At 71.3% G+C, this 18,438-nt stretch carries 19 protein-coding genes; 7 read left to right on the top strand and 12 right to left on the bottom strand.

Annotation, left to right across the window (positions count from 1 at the left end):
- Window positions 1-1,164 carry an adenosine deaminase gene (locus ACZ41I_RS18620; RefSeq protein WP_363216905.1) on the top strand — a complete coding sequence of 388 codons (1,164 nt, stop codon included), beginning with the start codon at window positions 1-3 and terminating at the stop codon, window positions 1,162-1,164.
- A 146-nt stretch (window positions 1,165-1,310) separates the two neighbouring features.
- Complete coding sequence (locus tag ACZ41I_RS18615) at window positions 1,311-1,676, top strand: ATP-binding protein (RefSeq protein ID WP_468324627.1); 366 nt, start codon at window positions 1,311-1,313, stop codon at window positions 1,674-1,676.
- Window positions 1,677-1,754: 78 nt separating this feature from the next.
- Here ACZ41I_RS18615 and ACZ41I_RS18610 read toward each other — a convergent pair whose 3' ends face one another.
- The 5 genes from ACZ41I_RS18610 to afsQ1 form a co-directional block, all read right to left on the bottom strand.
- Window positions 1,755-1,955, bottom strand: coding sequence for a PspC domain-containing protein (locus ACZ41I_RS18610; RefSeq protein WP_468514601.1), 201 nt, complete (start codon window positions 1,953-1,955; stop codon window positions 1,755-1,757).
- Between the two features lie 89 nt (window positions 1,956-2,044).
- Window positions 2,045-2,605 (bottom strand): VanZ family protein, encoded by a 561-nt coding sequence (locus tag ACZ41I_RS18605; RefSeq protein ID WP_399763925.1) that lies wholly within the window; start codon window positions 2,603-2,605, stop codon window positions 2,045-2,047.
- Window positions 2,606-2,700: 95 nt separating this feature from the next.
- Complete coding sequence (locus ACZ41I_RS18600; RefSeq protein WP_468514600.1) at window positions 2,701-3,333, bottom strand: hypothetical protein; 633 nt, start codon at window positions 3,331-3,333, stop codon at window positions 2,701-2,703.
- On the bottom strand, window positions 3,330-4,922 hold the full coding sequence (locus ACZ41I_RS18595; RefSeq protein WP_399763930.1) for an ATP-binding protein: 1,593 nt from the start codon (window positions 4,920-4,922) through the stop codon (window positions 3,330-3,332). The genes ACZ41I_RS18600 and ACZ41I_RS18595 overlap by 4 nt, the downstream gene beginning before the upstream one ends.
- Window positions 4,919-5,596 carry a two-component system response regulator AfsQ1 gene (afsQ1, locus tag ACZ41I_RS18590; RefSeq protein WP_363216899.1) on the bottom strand — a complete coding sequence of 226 codons (678 nt, stop codon included), beginning with the start codon at window positions 5,594-5,596 and terminating at the stop codon, window positions 4,919-4,921. Before afsQ1 ends, ACZ41I_RS18595 begins: the two co-directional genes overlap by 4 nt.
- A gap of 240 nt (window positions 5,597-5,836) precedes the next feature.
- Here afsQ1 and ACZ41I_RS18585 point away from each other — a divergent pair, with 240 nt between their 5' ends.
- On the top strand, window positions 5,837-6,601 hold the full coding sequence (locus ACZ41I_RS18585) for a SigE family RNA polymerase sigma factor (RefSeq protein ID WP_363216898.1): 765 nt from the start codon (window positions 5,837-5,839) through the stop codon (window positions 6,599-6,601).
- Window positions 6,602-6,798: 197 nt separating this feature from the next.
- On the opposite strand, the gene ACZ41I_RS18580 is transcribed toward ACZ41I_RS18585, so the two are convergent.
- Window positions 6,799-7,434 (bottom strand): uridine kinase family protein, encoded by a 636-nt coding sequence (locus tag ACZ41I_RS18580; protein WP_363216897.1) that lies wholly within the window; start codon window positions 7,432-7,434, stop codon window positions 6,799-6,801.
- A gap of 126 nt (window positions 7,435-7,560) precedes the next feature.
- Here ACZ41I_RS18580 and ACZ41I_RS18575 point away from each other — a divergent pair, with 126 nt between their 5' ends.
- Window positions 7,561-7,950, top strand: a complete 390-nt coding sequence (locus ACZ41I_RS18575) for a hypothetical protein (RefSeq protein ID WP_468514599.1) — start codon at window positions 7,561-7,563, stop codon at window positions 7,948-7,950.
- A gap of 83 nt (window positions 7,951-8,033) precedes the next feature.
- Here ACZ41I_RS18575 and ACZ41I_RS18570 read toward each other — a convergent pair whose 3' ends face one another.
- From ACZ41I_RS18570 to deoC, 3 genes are read right to left on the bottom strand one after another with little or no spacing between them, the layout of a single operon-like run.
- Window positions 8,034-8,918 carry an aldehyde dehydrogenase family protein gene (locus tag ACZ41I_RS18570; RefSeq protein WP_363216895.1) on the bottom strand — a complete coding sequence of 295 codons (885 nt, stop codon included), beginning with the start codon at window positions 8,916-8,918 and terminating at the stop codon, window positions 8,034-8,036.
- The gene (locus ACZ41I_RS18565) at window positions 8,911-10,347 is read right to left on the bottom strand and encodes an aldehyde dehydrogenase family protein (protein ID WP_363216894.1); all 1,437 of its coding nucleotides are present in this window, start codon (window positions 10,345-10,347) and stop codon (window positions 8,911-8,913) included. The genes ACZ41I_RS18570 and ACZ41I_RS18565 overlap by 8 nt, the downstream gene beginning before the upstream one ends.
- A gap of 5 nt (window positions 10,348-10,352) precedes the next feature.
- Window positions 10,353-11,312 carry a deoxyribose-phosphate aldolase gene (gene deoC / locus ACZ41I_RS18560; protein WP_399764833.1) on the bottom strand — a complete coding sequence of 320 codons (960 nt, stop codon included), beginning with the start codon at window positions 11,310-11,312 and terminating at the stop codon, window positions 10,353-10,355.
- Window positions 11,313-11,459: 147 nt separating this feature from the next.
- On the opposite strand from deoC, the gene ACZ41I_RS18555 reads away from it, so the two are divergent.
- Window positions 11,460-12,167 (top strand): PH domain-containing protein, encoded by a 708-nt coding sequence (locus ACZ41I_RS18555; protein ID WP_399763943.1) that lies wholly within the window; start codon window positions 11,460-11,462, stop codon window positions 12,165-12,167.
- Between the two features lie 188 nt (window positions 12,168-12,355).
- On the opposite strand, the gene ACZ41I_RS18550 is transcribed toward ACZ41I_RS18555, so the two are convergent.
- The 3 genes from ACZ41I_RS18550 to ACZ41I_RS18540 all read right to left on the bottom strand — a co-directional run bounded on the left by ACZ41I_RS18550 (window position 12,356) and on the right by ACZ41I_RS18540 (window position 15,491).
- On the bottom strand, window positions 12,356-13,987 hold the full coding sequence (locus ACZ41I_RS18550; protein ID WP_468324613.1) for a phospho-sugar mutase: 1,632 nt from the start codon (window positions 13,985-13,987) through the stop codon (window positions 12,356-12,358).
- A gap of 120 nt (window positions 13,988-14,107) precedes the next feature.
- On the bottom strand, window positions 14,108-14,932 hold the full coding sequence (locus ACZ41I_RS18545; protein ID WP_399763948.1) for a purine-nucleoside phosphorylase: 825 nt from the start codon (window positions 14,930-14,932) through the stop codon (window positions 14,108-14,110).
- Between the two features lie 121 nt (window positions 14,933-15,053).
- Window positions 15,054-15,491: a gamma-glutamylcyclotransferase gene (locus ACZ41I_RS18540; protein WP_399763951.1), complete on the bottom strand. Its 438-nt coding sequence runs from the start codon at window positions 15,489-15,491 to the stop codon at window positions 15,054-15,056.
- A 96-nt stretch (window positions 15,492-15,587) separates the two neighbouring features.
- Between ACZ41I_RS18540 and ACZ41I_RS18535 the strand changes: the two genes are divergently transcribed.
- Both ACZ41I_RS18535 and ACZ41I_RS18530 read left to right on the top strand, forming a co-directional pair.
- A complete protein-coding gene (locus ACZ41I_RS18535; protein ID WP_363216889.1) occupies window positions 15,588-17,036 on the top strand; it encodes an NAD(P)H-quinone dehydrogenase in 1,449 nt (482 codons plus the stop codon).
- A gap of 166 nt (window positions 17,037-17,202) precedes the next feature.
- Window positions 17,203-18,132: a DeoR/GlpR family DNA-binding transcription regulator gene (locus ACZ41I_RS18530; protein ID WP_399763954.1), complete on the top strand. Its 930-nt coding sequence runs from the start codon at window positions 17,203-17,205 to the stop codon at window positions 18,130-18,132.
- Window positions 18,133-18,438: the final 306 nt, after the last annotated feature.

Here is an 18,438-nt window from a genome sequence, read left to right as displayed (position 1 = left end):
ATGACGAGCCAGACTGCGCCAAGTGGGGCCGTCCCGACGCCGGACCAGATCCGCCGGGCACCCAAGGTTCTGCTGCACGATCATCTCGACGGCGGGCTCCGCCCCGGAACCGTCGTCGAACTCGCCCACCAGACCGGCTACTCGGGGCTTCCCGAGTCCGATCCGGACAAGCTGGGCATCTGGTTCCGCGAGGCCGCCGACTCCGGTTCGCTGGAACGGTATCTGGAGACCTTCAGGCACACCGTCGGCGTGATGCAGACCCGGGAGGCGCTGATCCGGGTCGCCCGCGAGTGCGCCGAGGACCTCGCCGAGGACGGGGTCGTCTATGCCGAGGTGCGGTACGCCCCCGAGCAGCACCTGGACGCCGGGCTGACTCTGGAGGAGGTGGTCGAGGCCGTCAACGAGGGGTTCCGGCAGGGCGAGCGGATCGCCCGGGAGAGCGGCCGGCGCATCCGGGTCGGCGCCCTGCTGACCGCCATGCGGCACGCGGCCCGTTCCCTGGAGATCGCCGAGCTCGCCAACCGCTACCGGGACCTGGGCGTGGTCGGCTTCGACATCGCCGGTGCCGAGGCCGGCTATCCGCCCACCCGGCACCTCGACGCGTTCGAGTACCTCAAGCGCGAGAACAACCACTTCACCATCCACGCCGGCGAAGCCTTCGGACTGCCCTCGATCTGGCAGGCGCTGCAGTGGTGCGGCGCCGACCGGCTCGGGCACGGCGTACGGATCATCGACGACATCGAGGTCCGCGAGGACGGCTCGGTGCGACTCGGCCGGCTGGCGTCCTACGTCCGCGACAAGCGCATCCCGCTGGAGCTGTGCCCCAGCTCCAATCTGCAGACTGGGGCCGCGCCCTCCTACGCCGAGCACCCGATCGGGCTGCTGCGCCGGCTCCACTTCCGGGCCACGGTGAACACCGACAACCGGCTGATGTCGCACACGAGTATGAGCCAGGAATTCGAGCGTCTCGTCGAGGCGTTCGGTTACACGCTCGACGATCTGCAGTGGTTCTCGGTCAATGCAATGAAATCGGCGTTCATTCCTTTCGATGAACGACTTGCGATGATCAATGACGTCGTCAAGCCGGGATATGCGGAACTGAAATCCGAATGGCTGTTTCAGCAAACGGCCTCCACCAGGGGTTCTGTCGGTTCGGCGGGATAAGGGCGGCTCGCTGGGGGCGCGGCTTGTGAACGGGGGTTCACAAGCCGTCCGCATTTCGGTGTTTGCGGCGGGCGATCGGGCGTGTTTACGGTCGTGGACCGTTCATCGTTTTTGTTCCGTCCCCTCATGGCAAGGACGCATTTCCCATGAAGCACTCTGCTGTCAGGACCCTCGGTGTCGCCGCTCTCGGTGCTGCCTTCGCCGCTGTCGGTGCGGGCGCGGCCCACGCGGCCCCGGCGGTGCCGACCGCCCCGGCGCTGGACGGCGTCACCAGGACGCTGCCGGCCGAGAACGCCGGCACGGCGCAGCCCGGTGCCGCCGACGCCCTCACGCGGGGGCAGGACGCCCTGGGGGCCGGCGTGGCCGCCGCGCAGCCGGCCGTCGAGAGCGCGCTGAAGCAGGGAGCGACCGCGCCGGTGCACAGCCGCCTCGGCGGACTGCCGGTCCAGGACCTGCCCACGCGCAGCCTGCCCACGCGCGGTCTGCCGGTCGACGGGGTCTCGCTCGGCTGACACCGACTGCCGCTATGACGCCGTCGGGGCGCCCCGGTCAGCTCCGGGAGCGCCCCGACGGCGTTTCGCGTACGGCGGTCACCAGGCGGTACGCGTCTTGTCCTCCGCCGGAAGCAGGATCCACAGGGCTATGTAGAGCAGGAACTGCGGGCCGGGCAGCAGACAGGACAGCAGGAAGATCACCCGCATCGTCGTCGCGGAGGTGCCGAAGCGCCGTGCCAGCGCTGCGCACACTCCGCCGAGCATGCGGCCATGGGTGGGACGGACAAGGGTGCTCATGTCGACTCCTCGGTGGTCGTCGGTTCGCTGTCGTCAGGTGTCTTCAGCTGTCTTCGACGATACGGAGACGAAGCGGGCGAAGCGTCACTCTACGGAGCTATTCCGACCCTGGGAATCGTCGGGGTACGCCCCTGAGACAGCTCCTCCTGGACGGTGACGGCCCCGGTCCCGGCGTACTCGTGCGCCTCCCGCCGGCGCAGCCGGGCGCGGCCCGCGGGCACGACGAGCAGATGGGCCAGGATCACACCGGAGGTGTTGAGCAGCACCGAGTCGACGTCCACCACCCGGCCGGGCACGCCGGTCTGCAGCAGGGCGATGCCGAGGGAGATCAGGGCGGCCGCGGCGGCCGTACGGATCAGGGAGGCGAGAGGGGAGACGGCGAGCCTGCCGTGGGCCATCGGCAGCAGCACGCCGAGCGGGGCCAGCAGTGCCAGTCCCTCGCCGAGGGGTCTCGCGGCCCGCGGCCAGCCCAGGGCCAGATCGGCCCGGATGCCGGCGAGGGGGTGCAGGTTGGGGGGTGTCACCCAGGGCACGTCCAGCGGTCGCAGCATCAGCCAGGCGACGAGGGCGAGGTGGGCGACGAGGAGGACACCCCCTGTCACCCGGATGCGGATCGCGGCGCTGCCGCCGATGGAGCCTTGACGCTGCACGCCTCCCTAGACGCAGCACCGGGTACGAACGGTTCCGCACCGCAACCATCCGGTTGCCTTCGGCTGCGGCTCCGCGGCCCGACGGCGGGACTCCGCTATTTGTGCCCGATCTCGCTGGACGGCGGCTGGACGCTTCCCGGGCGGTCGCGGACCTCGTCCGTGCATTCGTAGCGGCGCAGCGTGTCGTTGGCCGGGCCGCCCAGGATGACCGAGCCGTCGCCCTCCGTCGCCGCCGAGTCGGACAGGGTGCACACCAGCTGGGCCAGGGCGTAGGAGGTGAGCCGCGACGGCGCCGTGCCCAGGCGCAGGGTGTCCTCGGGGTCCCTCGGAGCGGGACCGCTCACACTGAGGCCGCCCGGCACGTACGTCGCATAGCCCGCGGAGCGCTCCGCGGCGGAGGGCGCCGCGGCGAGCTGGTCCAGCAGCCCCTGCGCCACGATCACCCGGCGCCGCGCGTCCGGAGTGCCCTCGGGGACGCGTACCGTCCGGTCGACGGTCACCAGGGAGGCCCCGCACAGCAGGAAGACCTGCACGGGCACCCCCTGCGAGGACTGCGTGGCCGGGTTCGGCCCGGCCAGCGAGCACGGCACCCGGGACGGCGCCGCGCCGAAGTCGGTCGGCACCTGGGTGGCCCGGATGCCGCAGCCGGTGAGCAGCAGGCCCAGGAGGGGCAGCGCCAGCAGGCGTGGTCTCACGGCCCGGTGTCGTCTCACGGTCCGCGCGGTCATGACCCCTCCTTTCCTGAACTGTCGTTCGTTTCCTGCTCGTCCTTCTGCGTGCCCCCGTCCGGCTCCTCCGTCAGCCGGGAGGCGTCCCGCGGCAGCGTGAGGGTGAACACCGCGCCGCCCTCGGGCGAGTTGGCGGCGGTGATCTCGCCACCGTGGATGTGGGCGTTCTCCATGGCGATGGACAGGCCCAGGCCGCTGCCCTCGGAGCGGGGCCGGGAGGCGCTCGCCTTGTAGAAGCGGTCGAAGACGTGCGGCAGGACGTCCTCGGGGATGCCGGGGCCGTGGTCGCGGACCTGGATCACCATCGAGTCGTCCGACACCCGTACCGACACCCGCACCGGCGATCCGCCGTGCTTGAGCGCGTTGCCGATCAGGTTGGCGAGGATGACGTCCAGCCGCCGCGGATCGAGGCGGGCGTGGATGCCCCGCTCGGCGTCCAGCTCGACCGCGTCCAGCCACGCCCGGGCGTCGATGCAGGCGGTGATCTGGTCGGCGACGTCGACGTCGTCCAGCACCAGCCGGGCGGTGCCCGCGTCGAAGCGGGTGACCTCCATCAGGTTCTCGACCAGGTCGTTCAGCCGGCGGGTCTCGCTGACCACCAGCCGCACCGCGGGCTCGATCATCGGATCGATGCTGCCGGACTCGAACTCCAGCTCCTCCTCCAGCACCTCCGTCACGGCGGTGATGGCGGTCAGCGGCGTCCGCAGCTCATGGCTCATGTCGGCGACGAAGCGCCGCGATGCCTCGTCCCGCGCGGCCATCTCCGCGACCCGCTGCTCCAGGGCCTCGGCCGCGTTGTTGAACGTCCGGGAGAGATCCGCGAGTTCGTCCGTGCCGGACACCCGCAGCCGCGTGTCCAGCTTGCCCTCGCCGAGCCGCCGGGCGGCCACGCCGAGCCGGTGCACCGGCTTCAGTACGGTCGTGGCGGCGGCCTGCGCGAGCAGCGCCGCCCCGATCAGCGCGAGCCCGGTGGCGATGCCCAGCGACCAGGCCAGCGAGTTGAGGTCCTTGGCCTCCGGCTCCAGGGACTTCGCCATGTAGCCGGTCGGACCGCCTCCTATGACGCGCGTGCCGGCCACCAGATAGGGCGTGCCGTGGTCCACGACCCGCTGCCAGTACAGGTGGTACGGCTCCCTGTTGGTGTCGGTCACCTTCTGCCGCTTGGCCACGGCCGTGCGCAGCGACTTCGGCACGTCCTCCAGCGCGAAGCCGTTGATGCCGCCCGAGTTGCCGTACACCGTCTTGCCGTCGGCGTCCTGGGCGACCAGGAGCACGCTGAAGTGCTGGCTGCCGGCCGCCATCTGGCCCGCCGCGCGCTGCAGCTGGTCCTGCGTGGGGTGCTCGGGCAGCGCGCCCGCGCGGTTCTGCATCTCCTGCCGGAAGTCGCGCAGCACCGCGTCCTGGGCACGGGTGAGCACCGCCTCCCGGTTCAGCCAGTAGGCGATGCCGGACGCGGACACCGCCGCGGTGAGCGCGACCAGCGCGAAAACCACGACCAGGCGCAGCCTGAGGCTGGTGAACCTGAGCCGCGACAGACTTCCCTTGCGCCGCGCGGACCAGCCGCGCAGCCCCCCTTGCGTACCGGTCACTGAGGGGCGTCCAGGCGGTAGCCGACACCACGGACGGTACGGATCAGGGTCGGGGACGAGGGCACGTCCTCGACCTTGGCGCGCAGCCGCTGCACACAGGCGTCCACGAGCCGCGAGTCACCGAGGTAGTCGTGCTCCCACACCAGCCGCAGCAGCTGCTGCCGGGACAGTGCCTGACCGGGCCGCCGGCTCAGCTCCAGCAGCAGCCTGAGCTCGGTCGGGGTCAGCTGCAGGTCCTCGCCGTTCTTCGTCACGGTCATCGCCGAGCGGTCGATGACCAGGCTGCCGAAGGTCGCCGCGTCGCTGGACTCGCGTTCCCCGCGCCGCAGCACGGCCCGGATGCGGGCGTCCAGCACCCGGCCCTGGATGGGTTTGACGACGTAGTCGTCGGCTCCCGACTCCAGCCCGACCACGACGTCGATGTCGTCGCTGCGCGCGGTCAGCAGGATGATCGGCAGCTGGTCGGTGCGCCGGATGCGCCGGCACACCTCGAAGCCGTCGATGCCGGGCAGCATCACGTCCAGCACGATCAGGTCGGGCCGCTGCTCGCGCAGCAGCTTCAGACCGTCCTCACCGCTGGCAGCGGTGGCCACACGGTGTCCCTGGCGCGTCAGAGAGAGCTCCAGGGCCGTACGGATGGCGTCGTCGTCCTCGATCAGCAACAGGGAAGGCACGGGCTCATTCTGGCCCATGGACGGGGTGTCGTACGACCTGCGCGCACCAGGGCTTCTCCACCGCCACGCACTGTGCACTTCCTGTGACGGACCTGGGCCGGACCCCTGTGACAGGTCTGTGACAGTCGGCGGACACGGCCATGAAGTCACCCCGGCAGTCTTTTGGACACGGGCAGGGCGGTCGTCCGAACCGGCCCGCGCAGGACCGAACCACCGCAAGTACACGACGGGGAGCGCGAGATGAACACGCTGCACAGCATCAGCACCAGCGCCGTAGTCACGCGCCTGCACGACGTGCACCGGGGTTACGAGAAGTCCGGTGCCGTGAGCGGGCGGGGGTGCGCTCGCGGCACCGGGCGTCAGCACACCGCCTATGCGCAGCAAGGGCTTCCGCCCTACATGACGGTGGTTGACGCGCACACGGGGGAAACGCACGGGGGAACCGCGTACAGGGAGGACTCGGGGGAGCAGCGCCGTTCGCTGACGGAGGCGGAGTTCACCGCCTACGTCCAGGAGCGCCGCGCCTCCCTGTACGCCACCGCCTACCACCTGACCGGCGACCGCTTCGAGGCCGAGGACCTGCTGCAGAGCGCGCTGTTCTCGACGTACAAGGCGTGGGACCGGATCAGCGACAAGGCGGCGGTCGGCGGCTATCTCCGCCGCACCATGACCAACCTGCACATCAGCGCCTGGCGGCGCCGCAAGCTCAACGAGTACCCGACCGAGGAACTGCCGGAGACGCCCTCCGACACGGACGCGATGCGCGGCACCGAGCTGCGCGCGGTCCTGTGGCAGGCGCTGGCCCGGCTGCCCGAACTCCAGCGCACCATGCTGGTCCTGCGTTACTACGAGGGCCGCACGGACCCGGAGATCGCGGAGATCCTCGACATCAGTGTCGGCACGGTGAAGTCCAGCATCTGGCGGTCGCTCCGCCGGCTGCGCGAGGACGAGGTCCTCAGCTTCGGCCGTGACCGGGAGGACGCCTTCGGCGAACTCGTCGCCTGAAGGTGAGGGGTCACTGGGGGGTGACCTGAGGGGGAAACACGGGGGATATACGGGGGGACACGGGGGAATCACTGGGGGAGGAGCACGGGGGAGCAAGAGGAACGGGACTGGTGGGCCGGGGGGTCCAACCAGTCCCGTTTTGCGTTGCGTGCGCAGGCCGGGCCGTCCGTACGCCGGTCGGGCGGCCCGTACGCCGGTCACGCCACCGTCTGCCGGCGTACCTGCCGTCCCGCGGCCGCCGCCGCGAGCCGGCCGAGGGCCTCGTCCCGGTCGCAGGGATGGGCGCCCAGGGACACCTGGCGGGCGACGATCGACCGCTCCGCGCGCATCAGCCGCCAGCCGCGGCGCAGCAGGAACGGCACCGACTTGCGCCCCTCCTTCAGGTCGCGCAGGAAGCGGCGGCGGAAGGTGGTGACGGGCCCCCGGGTCAGACACAGCGCATCCGCCAGCACCCCCAGCTCGCGGCAGCGCTCGACGATCTCCGCGGCGAAGACGCCCTCCGCGACGAACAGCGGGGTACGGCCGATGTGCAGCGTGTCCTCGCCGGTGCGGGCGCTCAGTGCGATGTCGTACACCGGTACCGGCGTCGAGCCGGTGGCGCACAGCCGGGTGATGGCCTCGACGGCGACGTCCGCGTCCCACGACTCGGGGTGGTCCCAGTCGATGTCCGAACTCCCCTCCACCAACGGCAGGGTCGGGTCGTCGCCCTCCTTGTAGAAGTCGTCCAGACGCAGGACGGGAAGCCCGGAGCGGGCGGCGACGAGGGACTTGCCCGAGCCCGAGGGGCCGCACAGCAGGACGACTCGGGCGGGGGACGGGAGATGAAGGCTCACGGAACACCAGTTTGACGCATGGGGAGCCGCCTGCCGACCCTGCGGGTCGGCTTTTGAGCGTGACTCCCACCTCAACTACTCTTCGTGTCGAATCTGTTACTCCACGCAATCTAAGGCGGCCCCTGGATGGCACGACACGCGTTCCCCCTCAACCACACCGCGAAGCGGGTCCTGATCGTCCTCGCGACCGCCTCGGCGGCGCTGGGCGCGGGCGCGGTGACGGCGTCCGCGGGCGCGGACACCGCCCGCCTCGCGGAGGTGCCCTGGCGGCCCGCTGCCTCCTTCGGGACGACGGCCCCGCAGGCCGCCGTCCAGGGTGCGTCCAGCGGACTTGAGTACGCCACCGTCCCCGTCCAGGCCCTCCAGTACACCCCCGTCGGCAACACCACCTCCGGCCGGGCGGACGAGGGAGACGTCTCCGGATACACCGGCCCGCTCGTCGAGACCGGGACGGTCGGCGTCGTACCGACGCTGGAGCGCACGGTCGGCGGGCTGCTGGGCGGCGGCGCGGCCTGAGCCGGCCGGCGGCACACGAGAGAGCCGCGTCTTCCCCGGACGGTGGGAGGACGCGGCTCTCGGCCGTGGGGCCCGGATGCGACTCAGTACGACGAGCCGGAAGCGCCCAGCGAACCCGTCGGGTGCCAGACCGTCTTGGTCTCCAGGAACGCCGTCATCCGGTCGATGCCCGGCGTCTCGAAGTAATCCACAGGCTGTGGACGCAGTACGCGCTTCAGGTTGTCCGCCGCCGCGATCTCCAGCTCCTTCGCCAGCTCCTCGTCGGCGCCCGCGAGGTCGATCGCGTTGACGTCCTGGTGCGCGGCCAGCGGCGCCGCGATCTCCGCCGTACGGCCGGACAGGACGTTGACCACGCCGCCCGGGACGTCGGAGGTGGCCAGCACCTCGCCCAGGGAGAGGGCCGGCAGGGGAGCCTTCTCGCTCGCCACCACGACCGCCGTGTTGCCGGTGGCGATCACCGGGGCCACGACCGACACCAGGCCGAGGAAGGACGACTCCTGCGGGGCCAGGACGGCGACGACGCCGGTCGGCTCGGGCGAGGAGAGGTTGAAGAACGGGCCCGCGACCGGGTTGGCGCCGCCGATCACCTGGGCGATCTTGTCGGTCCAGCCCGCGTACCAGACCCAGCGGTCGATCGTGGCGTCCACGACCCCGGCCGCCTTCGACTTCGACAGGCCCTCCGCGTCCGCGACCTCGCGCACGAACTGCTCGCGGCGCCCCTCCAGCATCTCCGCGACGCGGTAGAGGACCTGGCCGCGGTTGTAGGCGGTCGCGCCGGACCAGCCGCCGAACGCCTTGCGCGCGGCCACGACCGCGTCCCGGGCGTCCTTGCGGGAGGACAGGGGAGCGTTGGCCAGCCAGTTGCCCTTCGAGTCCGTCACCTCGTACACCCGGCCGCTCTCGGAACGCGGGAACTTCCCGCCGACGTACAGCTTGTAGGTCTTGAAGACGCTCAAACGGTCAGACATCGAGGTACGCCTCCAGGCCGTGGCGGCCGCCCTCGCGGCCGAAGCCCGACTCCTTGTAGCCGCCGAACGGCGAGGTCGGGTCGAACTTGTTGAACGTGTTGGACCAGACGACACCGGCGCGCAGCTTGCTCGCGACGGCCAGGATCCGGGAGCCCTTCTCGGTCCAGATGCCGGCCGAGAGGCCGTACTGGGTGTTGTTGGCCTTGGCGACGGCCTCGTCCGGCGTGCGGAAGGTCAGGACCGACAGCACCGGGCCGAAGATCTCGTCGCGGGCGATGGTGTGCGCCTGGGTGACGTTCGTGAACAGCGTCGGGGCGAACCAGTACCCGGAGGCCGGCAGCTCGCAGGACGGGGACCAGCGCTCGGCGCCCTCCGCCTCGCCCCGCTCGGCCAGCGCGGTGATCCGGGCCAGCTGCTCGGCGGAGTTGATCGCGCCGATGTCGGTGTTCTTGTCCAGCGGGTCGCCGAGGCGGAGAGTGGAGAGCCTGCGCTTCAGGGACTCCAGCAGCTCGTCCTGGATCGACTCCTGGACGAGCAGGCGGCTGCCCGCGCAGCAGACCTGGCCCTGGTTGAAGAAGATCCCGTTGACGATCCCTTCCACCGCCTGGTCGATCGGGGCGTCGTCGAAGACGATGTTGGCGCCCTTGCCGCCCAGTTCGAGGGTGAGCTTCTTGCGGGTGCCCGCGACGGTCCGCGCGATCTCCTTGCCCACGGCCGTGGAGCCGGTGAAGGCCACCTTGTTCACGTCCGGGTGGGCGACGAGCGCGGCGCCCGCGTCGCCGTAGCCCGGGAGGATGTTGACGACACCCTTGGGCAGGCCCGCCTGGCGGCAGATGTCCGCGAAGAACAGGGCGGACAGGGGAGTCGTCTCGGCGGGCTTCAGGACGACCGTGTTGCCGGTCGCGAGGGCCGGGGCGATCTTCCACGCCAGCATCAGCAGCGGGAAGTTCCAGGGGATGACCTGCCCGGCCACGCCCAGCGGACGCGGGTTCGCGCCGAAGCCGGCGTGGTCGAGCTTGTCGGCCCAGCCCGCGTAGTAGAAGAAGTGGGCCGCGACCAGGGGGAGGTCGGCGTCCCTCGTCTCCTTGATCGGCTTGCCGTTGTCCAGCGTCTCCAGGACCGCCAGTTCGCGGCTGCGCTCCTGGATGATGCGGGCGATGCGGAACAGGTACTTCGCGCGCTCGGAGCCCGGCAGCGCGGACCACTTCTCGAACGCCTTGCGGGCGGCCTTCACCGCACGGTCGACGTCCGTCTCGCCGGCCTGGGCGACTTCGGAGAGGACCTCCTCGGTCGACGGGGAGACGGTCTTGAAGACCTTGCCGTCGGCCGCGTCCGTGAACTCGCCGTCGATGAACAGGCCGTAGGAGGGGGCGATGTCGACGACCGAGCGGGACTCGGGCGCGGGTGCGTACTCGAATGCGGATGCCATGGGGATCAGTCCACCGTCACGTAGTCGGGGCCGGAGTAGCGGCCGGTGGCCAGCTTCTGACGCTGCATCAGCAGGTCGTTCAGGAGCGAGGAGGCGCCGAAGCGGAACCAGTGGTTGTCCAGCCAGTCCGCGCCGGCCGTCTCGTTGACGAGGACGAGGAACTTGATGGCGTCCTTGGAGGTGCGGATGCCGCCGGCGGGCTTCACGCCCACCTGGACGCCGGTCTGGGCGCGGAAGTCCCGCACGGCCTCCAGCATGAGGAGCGTGTTCGCGGGAGTGGCGTTGACGGCCACCTTGCCGGTCGAGGTCTTGATGAAGTCGGCGCCGGCGAGCATGCCCAGCCAGGACGCCCGGCGGATGTTGTCGTACGTCGACAGCTCCCCGGTCTCGAAGATGACCTTCAGACGGGCGCTGTCGCCGCAGGCCTCCTTCACGGCGACGATCTCGTCGTACACCTTCAGGTACCGGCCCGCCAGGAACGCGCCCCGGTCGATGACCATGTCGATCTCGTCGGCGCCCGCGGCGACGGCGTCACGGACGTCGGCCAGCTTGACGTCGAGGGCGGCGCGGCCGGCCGGGAAGGCGGTGGCGACCGAGGCGACCTTCACGCCGGAGCCGGCCACGGCCTCCTTGGCGACGGCCACCATGTCGGGGTAGACGCAGACCGCGGCCGTGGTCGGGGTCGTACGGTCCGTCGGGTCGGGGTGGACCGCCTTGGCGCCGAGCGCCCGGACCTTGCCCGGGGTGTCCGCGCCTTCCAGCGTCGTCAGGTCGACCATCGAGATGGCGAGGTCGATGGCGTACGCCTTCGCGGTGGTCTTGATGGAACGGGTGCCGAGAGACGCGGCGCGCGCCTCCAGGCCGACCGCGTCGACGCCGGGCAGCCCGTGCAGGAAGCGGCGCAGCGTGCTGTCGGACGCGGTGACGTCCGAGAGAGCGTGAGCTGTGGGTGCGGTAGTGGGCATGGTCACCAGACGAGCATATCTACGCGCGTAGCGAATGTATAGCCCCGAGCCGTGATCGGTGCTCATCCTCCGCCCGAAGATCACGGATGAGCGCCGGTGCCGGGCCGCGTGGAAGTACCGGCGGCGACGTCATGCAGAATCGGGACCATGACGACTCCGGACCACCAGTCACCCGCGTCACAGCCTCCGGTGCCCACCCCCCAGGACCGGATCTACCGCTCGCCCATGGCGCTCGTGGGCGGCGTGCTGCTGCTCCTCGTCGTCGGCTGGCTCGGCTTCGACGCGCTGTTCCAGGGCCACGGCCGCACCCCGTGGCTGGCGCTCGCCGGAATGATCCTGGCGGTGCCGCTGGTGATCGCCTTCACGCTCCGCCCGGCGGTCTTCGCGGGCGAGGACCGGCTGCGGATCCGCAACCCGTTCCGGGTGATCAGCCTGCCCTGGGGCGAGGTCGCCTCGCTGCGCTCCGGCTATTCCAACGAGGTCGTCGCCAAGTCCGGCACCAGGTACCAGCTGTGGTCCGTTCCCGTCTCACTGCGGGCCCGCAAGAAGGCGGAGGCGCGCAAGGCACGGGCGGCGGCGGAGGCGGCGCGCGGTGGGCCGGCGAGCGGTGGGGGGTCGGCGAGCCGGGGGCTCGGCGGCCTCGGCGCCGTCGGGGGAGCGGGCCGCAGCGCTGCCGCGAGCGGGCCGACTCGGGCGGAGACCGACCAGGTCATGGACGAGCTGCGGGAACTGCTGGACCGGCGGGGCGAGGCGGAGTCCGCGCAGGGAGAGGTCACCGTGCGGTGGGCGTACGAGGTGATTGCACCGGCGGTGGCGGGGGCGGTCCTGTTCGGGATCCTGGTGGGCTTGGGGTGAGGTTTTCGGCGGGGGCAGGGGGAGGTACGGGGGCTGGGCGCGGCCGGCGGTGGTGCTGAGGCCGGTCGCGGTGCTCAGGCCGGTGGCGGGCGCCCTGTCGCGGTGCCTGCAGTGAGCTCGACGGCTCTCCGTGTCGCATGGCGAAATGGGGTGCCCCGGGCCGGGGCACCCCATCGGTGTCGTGCGGGTCAGATGCCGGCGGCCGCTGACAGGTCTCGCTTGATCGTGGTCAGGAGTTCCGTCGCGCGGGTCCGGGCGGCCGGGAGGCCGGCGCGGGTGGCGACCGGTACGACGACCTCCAGGTAGCACTTCAGCTTCGGCTCGGTGCCGCTCGGGCGGACGATCACGCGGGCGCCGTCGAGGGTGTAGCGCAGGCCGTCCGTGGGGGGCAGTCTGTCGGTGCCCCGGGTGAGGTCCTCGGCACGGGTGATGGACAGGCCGGCCAGCTCGGTCGGGGGCTGCTCGCGCAGGCGGCGCATCGCGTCCGCGATGACGGAGAGGTCCTCGACGCGGACCGAGAGCTGGTCGGTGGCGTGCAGGCCGTGCTCGACGGCGAGGTCGTCCAGGAGGTCGAGGAGGGTGCGGTTCTCCGACTTCAGCTGCGAGGCCAGCTCGGTGATCAGCAGGGCGGCGGTGATGCCGTCCTTGTCGCGCACGCCCTCGGGGTCCACGCAGTAGCCGAGGGCCTCCTCGTAGCCGTAGCGCAGGCCGTCCACGCGGGCGATCCACTTGAAGCCGGTCAGCGTCTCCTCGTAGGGAAGGTTCGCCTTCTCGGCGATGCGGCCGAGGAGGGAGGAGGAGACGATCGACTCGGCGAAGGTGCCCTGTGCTCCGCGGCGGACCAGGTGGGCCGCGAGGAGCGCCCCCACCTCGTCGCCGCGCAGCATGCGCCAGTCGCCGCCGTCCCGGACGGCCACGGCGCAACGGTCGGCGTCCGGGTCGTTGGCGATGACCAGGTCCGGATCGGTGGCGCGGGCCTGCGCGAAGGCGAGGTCCATCGCGCCCGGCTCCTCCGGGTTGGGGAACGCCACCGTCGGGAAGTCGGGGTCCGGGTCGGCCTGCTCGGCAACCAGCACCGGCTCGGGGAATCCGGCCCGCGCGAAGGCGGCGAGCAGGACGTCCTTGCCGACGCCGTGCATGGCCGTGTAGACCGTGCGGGCCGTGCGGGGGGAGTCCGGGGACAGTACGGCGTCCGTGCGTGCCAGGTAGGCCTCCAGGACCGTGTCGTCCAGGGTTTCCCAGCCGGCGTCCGGGCGGGGCACGTCGTGCAGGGAGGCGATCGCGTCGATCTCGGCGGCGATCTCCGCGTCGGCCGGCGGCACGATCTGGGAGCCGTCGCCGAGGTAGACCTTGTAGCCGTTGTCCCGGGGCGGGTTGTGGCTGGCGGTGACCTCGACGCCCGCGACCGCGCCGAGGTGCCTTATGGCGAAGGCCAGGACGGGAGTGGGGAGGGGGCGGGGCAGTACGGCCGCGCGCAGGCCGGCGCCCGTCATGACGGCGGCGGTGTCCCGGGCGAAGTCGGCGGACTTGTGGCGGGCGTCGTAGCCGATGACGACGAGTCCGTCGGTCTGGCCCTGGTTCTTCAGGTACGCGGCGAGGCCGGCCGCGGCGCGGATGACGACCGAGCGGTTCATGCGCATCGGGCCGGCGCCCAGCTCGCCTCGCAGGCCGGCGGTGCCGAATTGCAGCGTGCCGCTGAAGCGGGCGGACAGCTCCGCCGTGTCACCGGCCTCGATCAGCCCGGCCAGTTCGTCGCGAGTCTCCTGGTCGGGATCCTCGGCGAGCCAAGCCTTGGCCCGGGCGATGAGATCGTCGTGCACCTTGGGATCAACCTCTCCGTGTTTGCCTGGTCCACCGGGGGCTCCGCCCCCGGACCCCCGTCTCCCACCCGCCCGGCCGAAACGGCCGGCCGACAAGCGAGCGGATGGGCTTTGCGGCGCTTACAGCTTGCCCAGCACCTGGCCCAGCAGCTCGCCCATCCGGGCAGCCGAGTCGCGGCCCGCCTGGAGGACCTCCTCGTGGTTGAGGGGCTCGCCGGTCATGCCGGCCGCCAGGTTGGTGACCAGGGAGATGCCCAGCACCTCGGCGCCCGCCTCGCGCGCGGCGATGGCCTCCAGGACCGTGGACATGCCGACCAGGTCCGCGCCGATGACGCGGGCCATGCGGATCTCGGCCGGGGTCTCGTAGTGCGGGCCGGGGAACTGCGCGTAGACGCCCTCCTCCAGGGAGGGGTCGATCTCCTTGCACAGGGCGCGCAGGCGGGGCGAGTAGAGGTCCGTCAGGTCGACGAAGTTCGCGCCGACGATCGGGGAGGTCGCCGTCAGGTTGATGTGGTCGCTGATCAGGACCGGCTGGCCGGGGCGCATGCCCTCGCGCAGACCGCCGCAGCCGTTGGTCAGCACGATGGTCTTGCAGCCCGCCGCGACGGCCGTACGGACGCCGTGCGCGACCGCGGCCACGCCACGGCCCTCGTAGTAGTGCGTGCGGCCCAGGAAGACCAGCGCGCGCTTGTCACCGAAGGAGTACGAGCGGACCTTGCCGCCGTGCCCCTCGACGGCCGGCGGCGGGAAGCCGGGCAGCTCGGTGACCTGGAACTCGGCGTCGGGCGCGCCCAGGGCGTCGACGGCCGGAGCCCAGCCGGAGCCCATCACGAGGGCGACGTCGTGGGTCTCGGCGCCGGTGAGTTCGCGCAGGCGCGCGGCGGCGGCGTCGGCGGCGGCGTAGGGGTCGCCCTGGATGTCGTCCGGAAGAAGAAATGCGTTCACGCCGACGAGGGTAGCTCGTCTTCGCCTACGCGCGTAGATGACAGAGCTCACGGGATTGGAATCGTTGCCTTGTCGTTTTCCACGAACAGCAGGCAAACCCGCAGGAAGCCGCCGGAGCGGCTCAGCAGGGGCGCTTGCGGAGTTCCATCACATAGTCGTGGGGTGCCCCGGCGGACTCCGCCGCGTCGGCGATCTCGCCCAGGTAGCGCGCCGAGGGCAGACCGCCCTCGTAACCGTTGAGGACGTACGTCCACGCCGTCTCCTCGCCGTCGAGGGTGTGCACGCGCACCCGCACCCGGCGGTAGAGGTCGTCCGCCACGCCCTCCCACCGGTCGAGGGACTCCTCGTCCATGGGTGCGATGTCGTACAGGCCGACGAAGACCTGCGCGAGGGGGTCCTCGACGATCGTCGCCAGCGCGCCCTCCCAGCCCAGGTGCTCGCCGCCGAACGTCAGCCGCCAGCCGTTCAGCCAGCCCGTGGCGCGCAGCGGGGAGTGCGGGGCGCGGAAGGACATCAGGCCCGCGTCGAGGTTGCCGGCGTACGCGGCATAGAGCGACATGCACAGAGGGTACGGCAGGGGAAACGCGGGTCACTCGTGTCCCAGCCGAAGCTTCCGTGCGCCCCGGGGCAGTAGCACCTTGAAGGGTGCGGGACAATGGAGTACGTGACTCGGATCGTGATCATCGGTGGCGGACCCGGCGGATACGAAGCGGCTCTGGTGGCCGCCCAGCTCGGTGCGGAGGTGACCGTCGTCGACTGCGACGGTCTGGGCGGAGCGTCGGTGCTGACCGACTGCGTGCCGTCGAAGACGCTCATCGCTACGGCCGAGGTGATGACCACCTTCGACTCGTCGTACGAAGAGCTGGGGATCATCGTCGCCGACGACACACCTCCGCTGGAGCAGGCGGCCCGGGTCGTCGGGGTGGATCTGGGGAAGGTCAACCGCCGTGTGAAGCGGCTGGCGCTCGCCCAGTCCCACGACATCACCGCCTCCGTCACGCGTGCCGGTGCCCGGGTCATGCGCGGCCGCGGCCGGCTGGACGGCATGCAGGCCCTCGACGGGTCCCGGAAGGTCGTCGTCACCGCCGCCGACGGCACCGAGGAGACCCTCACCGCCGACGCCGTCCTCATCGCCACCGGCGGCCACCCGCGCGAGCTGCCCGACGCCCAGCCCGACGGCGAGCGCATCCTCAACTGGACCCAGGTCTACGACCTCACCGAACTGCCGGAAGAGCTGATCGTGGTCGGCTCCGGTGTGACCGGTGCCGAGTTCGCCGGCGCCTACCAGGCCCTGGGATCCAAGGTCACCCTCGTGTCCTCCCGGGATCGCGTGCTGCCGGGCGAGGACCCGGACGCCGCCGCCGTGCTGGAGGACGTCTTCCGGCGCCGCGGCATGAACGTCATGGCCCGTTCCCGCGCGCAGTCCGCCAAGCGCGTCGGCGACCGGGTCGAGGTGACGCTGGCCGACGGGCGTGTCATCAGCGGCACGCACTGTCTGATGGCCGTCGGTGCGATCCCGAACAGCGCGGGGCTCGGCCTGGAGGAGGCCGGCGTGAAGCTGCGCGAGTCGGGGCACATCTGGACCGACAAGGTGTCCAGGACGACCGCTCCCGGCGTCTATGCGGCCGGTGACGTGACCGGTGTCTTCGCCCTCGCGTCCGTCGCCGCCATGCAGGGACGTATCGCCATGTACCACTTCCTCGGCGACGCGGTGGCCCCGCTGAACCTGAAGACGGTCTCCTCCAACGTCTTCACCGACCCCGAGATCGCGACGGTCGGTTACACGCAGGCGGACGTGGACGCGGGCAAGATCGACGCCCGGGTCGTCAAGCTGCCCCTGCTGCGCAACCCCCGCGCCAAGATGCAGGGCATCCGGGACGGCTTCGTGAAGATCTTCTGCCGGCCGGGTACGGGCATCGTCGTCGGCGGTGTGGTCGTCGCGCCCCGCGCCTCGGAACTGATCCACCCCATCTCGATCGCCGTCGACAACAATCTGACGGTCGAGCAGATCGCGAACGCGTTCACGGTGTACCCCTCCCTTTCGGGGTCGATCGCCGAGGTGGCCCGGCAGCTGCACACCCGCAAGGCCGGCGCGGAGGTCTGACGGCCGGTTCCGGCTTCCCGCTGGTCACGGGGAGTCGCCGCGTGTGCGTACGGCATAGTCGGGGCGACTAGGTCCTATACCACTTCCCGACCTGTCACGCGAACAACTTCTGTTATTCGGCGCAAACTGCTGAAAGCAGACGGTCGCTGGGGTTACTGTCAGTTTCGTGTTCGCTGCTGAACGTCGCCAATTGATCCTCGAAATGGTGCGAGCGAACGGTGCCGTGTCGCTCCGTGAGCTCGCCCGCGTCGTCCAGACCTCCGAAGTGACCGTACGGCGGGACGTGCGGGCGCTGGAGGCCGAAGGACTCCTCGACCGCCGGCACGGCGGTGCGGTACTGCCGGGCGGGTTCACGCGAGAATCCGGCTTCCCGCAGAAGTCCCATCTCGCGACCGCCGAGAAGACCGCCATCGCCGACCTCGCGGCAGGCCTCGTCGAAGAGGGCGAGGCCATCGTGGTCGGCGCGGGTACCACCACGCAGGAGCTGGCCCGCCGGCTCGCGCGGGTGCCCGGCCTGACCGTCGTCACCAACTCCTTGCTGGTGGCTCAGGCCTTGGCCCACGCCAACCGGGTGGAGGTCGTGATGACCGGCGGCACCCTGCGCGGCTCCAACTACGCCCTCGTCGGCTCCGGCGCGGAGCAGTCCCTGCAGGGGCTGCGGGTGTCGAAGGCCTTCCTGTCCGGGAGCGGGCTCACCGCCGAGCGCGGGCTGTCCACCTCCAACATGCTCTCGGCGTCCGTCGACCGGGCGCTGGTGCAGGCTGCCGCGGAGGTCGTGGTCCTCGCCGACCACACCAAGCTCGGTACGGACACGATGTTCCAGACCGTGCCGACCGATGTCATCACCCGTCTGGTCACCGACGAGCCCCCCGCGAACGACGACCGCGCCGGCATGGAGTTGCAGGCTCTCGCCGACCAGGGGGTGCAGATCGCCGTGGCCGGGGCGAACGGAGTCCCTTCGGGGGGTGAGCAGGCCCCGGCGCGGCGTGCTCCGCTGCCGGGGCCGCGCAGGGGGATGGCGCTTCGGCCGGGGGCGGGGTTCGGGGAGCCGGCGTCAGCTGAGCGCGGGCGTGTCGCTGATCTGCGACGGCGCTGAGGTCGCCCGACTTGCCGTAGGGCTTCAGGTCGTCGGGCTGGTGCGGGTCCGCCCGGACCGGTCGCGCAGTTCCCCGTCCCCTTCAGGCCGGCTGCCCCTCAGGGACGTGAGGCGTCCCCCGGGTCTCGGAAAGCCGTCCCCACCCTCGGGCAAAGGACGACGCCCGGCAGACCGAAGCTGTCGGTCCACCGGGCGTCTGTGAAGCCTGCCGTCAGTCCTTGATCTCGCAGATCGGGGCGCCGGAGGTGAGGGAGGCGCCGACCTCGGCGGTCAGGCCCTTGATGGTGCCCGCCTTGTGGGCGTTGA

It is taken from the genome of Streptomyces sp. NPDC030799, from assembly GCF_055572255.1.
Note: the sequence above shows the minus strand (reverse complement) of the source record. Positions and strands in the feature narration are given on the sequence as shown.